General features: G+C 63.6%; 6 protein-coding genes. 3 read left to right on the forward strand and 3 right to left on the reverse strand.

What is annotated here, in order from left to right; all coding sequences use genetic code 11:
• Window positions 1–254: 254 nt before the first annotated feature.
• From ACSVIE_RS20920 to ACSVIE_RS20930, 3 genes are all read right to left on the reverse strand, one after another.
• Window positions 255–1,088 (reverse strand): alpha/beta fold hydrolase, encoded by an 834-nt coding sequence (locus ACSVIE_RS20920; protein WP_426005188.1) that lies wholly within the window; start codon window positions 1,086–1,088, stop codon window positions 255–257.
• A 62-nt stretch (window positions 1,089–1,150) separates the two neighbouring features.
• Window positions 1,151–2,014 (reverse strand): alpha/beta fold hydrolase, encoded by an 864-nt coding sequence (locus ACSVIE_RS20925; RefSeq protein WP_442425139.1) that lies wholly within the window; start codon window positions 2,012–2,014, stop codon window positions 1,151–1,153.
• A 9-nt stretch (window positions 2,015–2,023) separates the two neighbouring features.
• On the reverse strand, window positions 2,024–2,914 hold the full coding sequence (locus ACSVIE_RS20930) for an alpha/beta fold hydrolase (RefSeq protein ID WP_426005191.1): 891 nt from the start codon (window positions 2,912–2,914) through the stop codon (window positions 2,024–2,026).
• A 56-nt stretch (window positions 2,915–2,970) separates the two neighbouring features.
• On the opposite strand from ACSVIE_RS20930, the gene lysS reads away from it, so the two are divergent.
• The 3 genes from lysS (at window position 2,971) to ACSVIE_RS20945 (ending at window position 5,132) form a co-directional block, all read left to right on the forward strand.
• Window positions 2,971–4,500, forward strand: a complete 1,530-nt coding sequence (gene lysS, locus ACSVIE_RS20935; protein ID WP_426005192.1) for a lysine--tRNA ligase — start codon at window positions 2,971–2,973, stop codon at window positions 4,498–4,500.
• Between the two features lie 2 nt (window positions 4,501–4,502).
• Complete coding sequence (locus ACSVIE_RS20940; RefSeq protein WP_426005193.1) at window positions 4,503–4,676, forward strand: hypothetical protein; 174 nt, start codon at window positions 4,503–4,505, stop codon at window positions 4,674–4,676.
• A 129-nt stretch (window positions 4,677–4,805) separates the two neighbouring features.
• Window positions 4,806–5,132 (forward strand): histone-like nucleoid-structuring protein Lsr2, encoded by a 327-nt coding sequence (locus ACSVIE_RS20945; RefSeq protein WP_426005194.1) that lies wholly within the window; start codon window positions 4,806–4,808, stop codon window positions 5,130–5,132.
• Window positions 5,133–5,466 lie beyond the last annotated feature (334 nt).

Consider the following 5,466-nt stretch of genomic DNA (forward strand, 5'->3'; position numbering starts at 1 on the left):
AAGCTAAGACCCACAGCGCCGATGGTACTGCACCCGGGAGGGTGTGGGAGAGTAGGACACCGCCGGACAACCATTCACAGGTCGAGACCCCCCAACCACGTTGGGGGGTCTCCCACATTAACCACCCAACCACCCACACAAAAACCCCGACCACAACAACCGGGGCTAAATCCACTTAACCCCCAAACCAGATCGCAAACCAGGCCGTTCCCAGCGCCCGGAACGCGCACAAACGCGACCTGATCGGGTAGCCGCTACCCCGAGAAGAACACCGACAACTCAGAGATCAACTTGTCCGGCGCCTTGTTGGGCCCATCGTGCCCGAACCCCGGCAGGATGGTGTAACTGGAACCGGACAGGACATCGTGGATCTGCCCGCAGGCCACACCGAAGTAGGCCGGGCTCTTTTCACCCACAACGATCAGTGTTTCCAGGGGCAGTTCAAGGAACGGTTCAGCGGGCATGTCAGCGGCGATCACGGCCTTGATTTCCCGCACTCCACAGGTCATGAGCTCACGCATCTGCTTCCCCATGGGCGTTCCCGAGGTGAGTTTGGTGGCGAGTGTCAGCATGGACAGCGGCATCCGCGAAAAGGCGCCGCCGGTTTCAACGCCCTTGATCAGGACGGCGAGGCCACGGTCGTAGTCTCCCGCCGCCGTCGCGCGTTCATATTCCGGCGTCCAGTCGGCTTTGACGCTGTGGTTGACCGAAACTGCGGGGTCGTACACTGCGAGCCGCTCCACGGGCAACGTTCGTGCGGCATGGAGCGCCACTGCCCCGCCAAAGCTGTGGCCGAAGACGTCGGTGCTGACGGTGTGCTTCATGACCGCCGAGAGGTCCCGGATGTCGGCTTCCAGGGTGTAGTCCTCTGCCTGTGGTGAAGAGTTGCCCCGCCCGCGACGGTTGAACGTGTGAACCGGCCGGCCCAGGGCTTCGCTCAGCTTCTGCGCAAAACGCGTGTAATCGGCGGCGGTCACCATGGAGGCGGGGACCACCACGACGCCGGAACCTGCCCCTGTCAGGTCACCACCCGTGGTGAGAACTTCGAGGTGTCCGCCGTCCGCTGTGGTGATGATCTCGCGAGTCATGTTCCGAGCCTAACCGAGCCACCTGAATGCCGGCAGCATGCCCTTGCCGTGTGGAAGGTGTCCTATCCGTGCGGCCGCATGAAGTAGTCGGAGATGTCCGTGACCAGTTCCTTCACGGCCGCCGGCACCGAGCCATGGAAGCCTTTGGGGGAGACTTCCAACGTGCTTCCCGGAACAGCGGCGTGCAGTCGTGTGGCTGTCACCTTGTAGTACTGGGGGCTCTTCTTCCCGACCATGAAATGCGTGTTCGCGGGCAGGACTGAAAAGTCGCTGGCTTTTCCGCTGGCCTCAAAGGCTGCCTTGAGTTCGCCCACGCCCGAGGGGAGGAGTTCGCGGAACAACCTGTTGATCTTGGTACGGGATACCACGGCCATTAGCCCGGCAAGGACCGGTTCCGGCACGCGCGCGAGAGCCGTTCCGGGATGCATTCCCCGCTTCAGCCGGGCAAGGGCCAGATTTATGTTGCCCTGGTCCACGGAACTCGCAAACGCGTCCAGCCAGTTGGTGTCCATGCTTCCGTCGATGTTCACGGCGGCGTCGTACACGGCCAGCTTTCCCGGCTCGTGCCACGTGCCGGCGAACGCCTGTGCGGCGTTCAATGCCACCGAGCCGCCGAGGCTGTGGCCCAGGATGTTCCTGGCGCCGGTTGCGTCCATGATGGTGCGGACATCGGCGATTTCCGTGGCCATGGAGTAGTTGTGGGGTTGTGCCGTCGACTTCCCGCGGCCGCGGCGGTCGTACACGTCCACGGCCCAGCCCTCGCCCAGCCCCTTGGCGAGGGCGATCGAGAAGGGCCGGTAGATCAGGGCCGTCAGGAACGCTCCGCCCACCAGGACTACACGATGTTCCCCGGGCGCGTCTTCCGTGCCGTAGGTGTATAAGGCGAGTTTGCCGCCGTCGTGCGTTTTAATGTCGCGTTCCTTCACCGGATCATCCTAGGTGGCCGGAACAGTGGCGGCCGGTTCCGCCGACAGGAAACGTGCAATCCGGGCGGCCAGGCGCCGTCCCGGCCGGAGCGGCCCCTCGTGGAACTGCAGCGGCACGATCGCAAAGTCGATGGCCGGCACAGCCCCCGCGAGGACGCGGCCCGTTTCAGCGAAGTAGGACGGGCTCCATCCGCCACTGAGCATCAGCGTGGGGGTGGCGAGCTTCACGAAGTCGCTGAGGTGAGCGTCGGCGTCGAGGACGGCGCGCATTTCGACGACGGCGGTGGGCAGCAGGGAGCGCATCTCGAATCCCAGCCGGGTACGGGCGGACATGATGCTGAGCATGCGGAGCGCGCCCATGGGCAGGTAGGAAATTGGCCCGGCTGTACCCAGCCCTTGGACAAGATGCGCCCACGCGTGGTCGAGTTGCCCGGCCGTCACGGCCAGCTCCAGCTCGGGGCGCCAACGGCTGGAGAGGTTGCCGGACAGCGACACTGCGGCATCGTAGGTGACCAGCCGGTTGATCGCGGCCGAGCGCGCAGCCTGGAGGGCGATGAAGCCGCCGTAGCTGTGCGCCACCACGTCCGACGAACCGCTCTTGGCCATCACTGCCTGCAGGTCCGCAACCTCCGTCTCTGCCGAGTACCCCGCCGGCTGGGGTGCCGATCTGCCGCGCCCGCGCCTGTTGTAGCAATGCACCGGCCGGCCAAGCATGGCGCCCAGGGTCCGGGCGAACGGCCAGTACAGGGAATCCGTCACCAAGGTGCCGTGGACAACCACGACGCCGGGTGGTTCCGCAGGTGCCGAAGATCCGGGAAGGGAGGCTCCCGACGCCGGGCGGAAGGTGTGCACCTCAAGCTGCCCGCCGCCGTCGTCCGTTTCAACCGTCCATGTCTCCACAGCCCGAGTCTATGTCCGGAAGTGGCGGCCCGTAATCAACGGTAAACTTAAGGACTGTGACTTCCGCAAACACCCCCGCCCCGAATGCCACCGCAGAACCAGCCGACGCCAGCGAGCAGATGCGCATCCGCATGGAGAAGCGCGCCAAGCTGATCGAGGGTGGCTCGGAGGCCTACCCCGTGGGTGTCGAGCGGACTCACTCGCTGGCCGAAATCCGGGAGAAGTACGCCCACCTGGAAGCCGATGACACGACCGGCGACACCGTGGGCATCACCGGTCGCGTGGTGTTTGTCCGCAACACCGGCAAGCTGTGCTTTGCGACGCTGCAGGAAGGCGGCGTGGACGGCAAGGCGGTCCGCCTGCAGGCCATGCTCAGCCTTGCGAACGTCGGGGAAGAGGCGCTGGCCGAGTGGAAGGCCCTGGTGGACCTTGGCGACCACGTGTTCATCAAGGGAGAAGTCATCTCCTCCCGCCGCGGTGAGCTCTCCGTCATGGCCGATTCCTGGTCCATGGCCTCGAAGGCACTGCGGCCGCTTCCGGTGCTGCACGCTGAACTCAACGAGGAAACCCGTGTGCGCCAGCGGTACGTGGACCTCATGGTCCGCGACGAAGCCCGCGAGATGGTCTACAAGCGTGCCGCCATCACCCGCTCTGTCCGGGACACCCTGGACCGCCATGGCTATGTCGAGGTGGAGACCCCCATCCTGCAGCTGGTCCACGGTGGTGCTACCGCCCGTCCGTTCGAGACGCATATGAATGCGTTCGACCAGAAGATGACCCTTCGTATCGCAACAGAGCTGTTCCTCAAGCGTGCAGTTGTTGGCGGTATCGACCGCGTGTACGACATGGGCCGCGTGTTCCGCAACGAGGGCGTGGACTCAACCCACAGTCCGGAATTCACCACCCTGGAGTGCTACGAGGCGTGGGCTGACCAGTTCGTCATGGCCGAGCGGATGAAGGAAATCATCCTGAATGTGGCCGACGTCGTAGGTACCCGCACCATCCAGACGGAGGCCGGCGAGATCAACCTCGACGGCGAATGGGCCTGGCTTCCGGTGTACCCGGGTCTTTCCGAAGCCGTGGGGGTTGAGATCACCCCGGACACCACGGTGGCGGAACTGCAGGCCATCGCCGCCAAGCATGAGGTCAAGGTCGATCCCCAGTGGGACGCCGAGAAGCTGGTGGTTGAACTGTTCGGCGAAATCGTCGAACCCACATTGCTGAACCCCACCTTTGTGTACGACTACCCGCCGTCCGCCCAGCCCCTGGCGCGTCCGCACCGGGAGGACGGCCGCCTGATCGAGGCCTGGGACCTGATCATCGGCGGCATGGAGCGGGGCACGGCGTTCTCCGAGCTTATTGACCCGGTCATCCAGCGTGAACGGCTGACGGAGCAGTCACGGCGCTCGGCCGCGGGCGACGTCGAAGCCATGCAGCTGGACGAGGACTTCCTCCGTGCCTTGGAATACGGTGCACCGCCCATGGGCGGTATCGGTCTGGGTATTGACCGCCTGGTCATGCTCTTCACGGGTGCAGGCATCCGTGAAACCATCCTGTTCCCCCTGCTGAAGCCTGAAGGCCACTGACCATGGAATACATCGCAGTCCTGGCGCCGTCCATCGTTGTTGGATTGATCTTCTGGTTCGCCATGAAGTCGATCTTTAATGCGGACAAATCCGAGCGCCAGGCCGAAGCCCGCGCCCAGGCCGAGGCCGATATGCGCAATTCGACGCCTGACACCGAGGGCCCGGCCGCTAAATAGCCCGTAAATTGGCGGGGTGTAAGCGGTAATCCACATATGCCTTTGACGAGTGTGCTTGCCGTGAACGATAATCAGGAATAGCACTATGGGGATTTCTGAATATCCAACCCTCCAAAAGAGAGGCTACTCATGGCACAAAAAGTAAAAATCATCCTCGTCGATGACCTGGATGAGGGGGCAGCCGATGAAACTGTCCGCTTTGGCCTGGACGGTGTCAGCTACGAGATGGACCTGTCCACCGCTAACGCCTCTTCCCTGCGCCAGGCTCTTGAGCCGTATGTGGCCAAAGCACGGAAGACATCAGGTGGCCGTGCCACCAAGGGCCGTTCCACCACTGCCCGTAACCAGGATTCCGCGCAGATCCGCCAGTGGGCCCGCGACAACGGTTACACGGTAAACAGCCGCGGCCGTATTCAGGCCGAAATTCAGGAAGCGTACCAGAAGGCCAATTCCTGATTCACCTGCCTCAATGCCCCGGCTGCGTGCCGGGGCATTGGCGTTTAACGGGCGCCCTTTGTTGGGTTCTGCTTCCTTCCTGCCTGGAATATGCGGGAATCACGACAGGCGATGCGGCGGTCAATATCCGCGCCGTGGTCCGGCAAAGACGACGCCGCGCAATGCCGGTTTGGTAATTCGGGGCCTCGCCCGGCTATTGCTGTTTGGTCCAAGGTGCCGGGACCGGCAGGGTTTTCGGGCGCGGACCGGCAGGAAAAGTGGCTCTTCACGGTAGATGGTGAATCGGGTCTCGTGTCTTGAGAGCTGAAGGGCTCGTAGCCCTGCTGTGATGGAT

Origin of the sequence: Paenarthrobacter sp. NCHU4564, assembly GCF_052156435.1 — a bacterium.
Lineage (GTDB): Bacteria > Actinomycetota > Actinomycetes > Actinomycetales > Micrococcaceae > Arthrobacter.

Excerpts from the sequence above, each read along its gene's own strand:
- ACSVIE_RS20940 (WP_426005193.1), top strand. The coding sequence starts at position 4,503 with ATGGAATACATCGCAGTCCTGGCGCCGTCCATCGTTGTTGGATTGATC.
- ACSVIE_RS20945 (WP_426005194.1), top strand. The coding sequence starts at position 4,806 with ATGGCACAAAAAGTAAAAATCATCCTCGTCGATGACCTGGATGAGGGG.
- ACSVIE_RS20920 (WP_426005188.1), bottom strand. The coding sequence starts at position 1,088 with ATGACTCGCGAGATCATCACCACAGCGGACGGCGGACACCTCGAAGTT.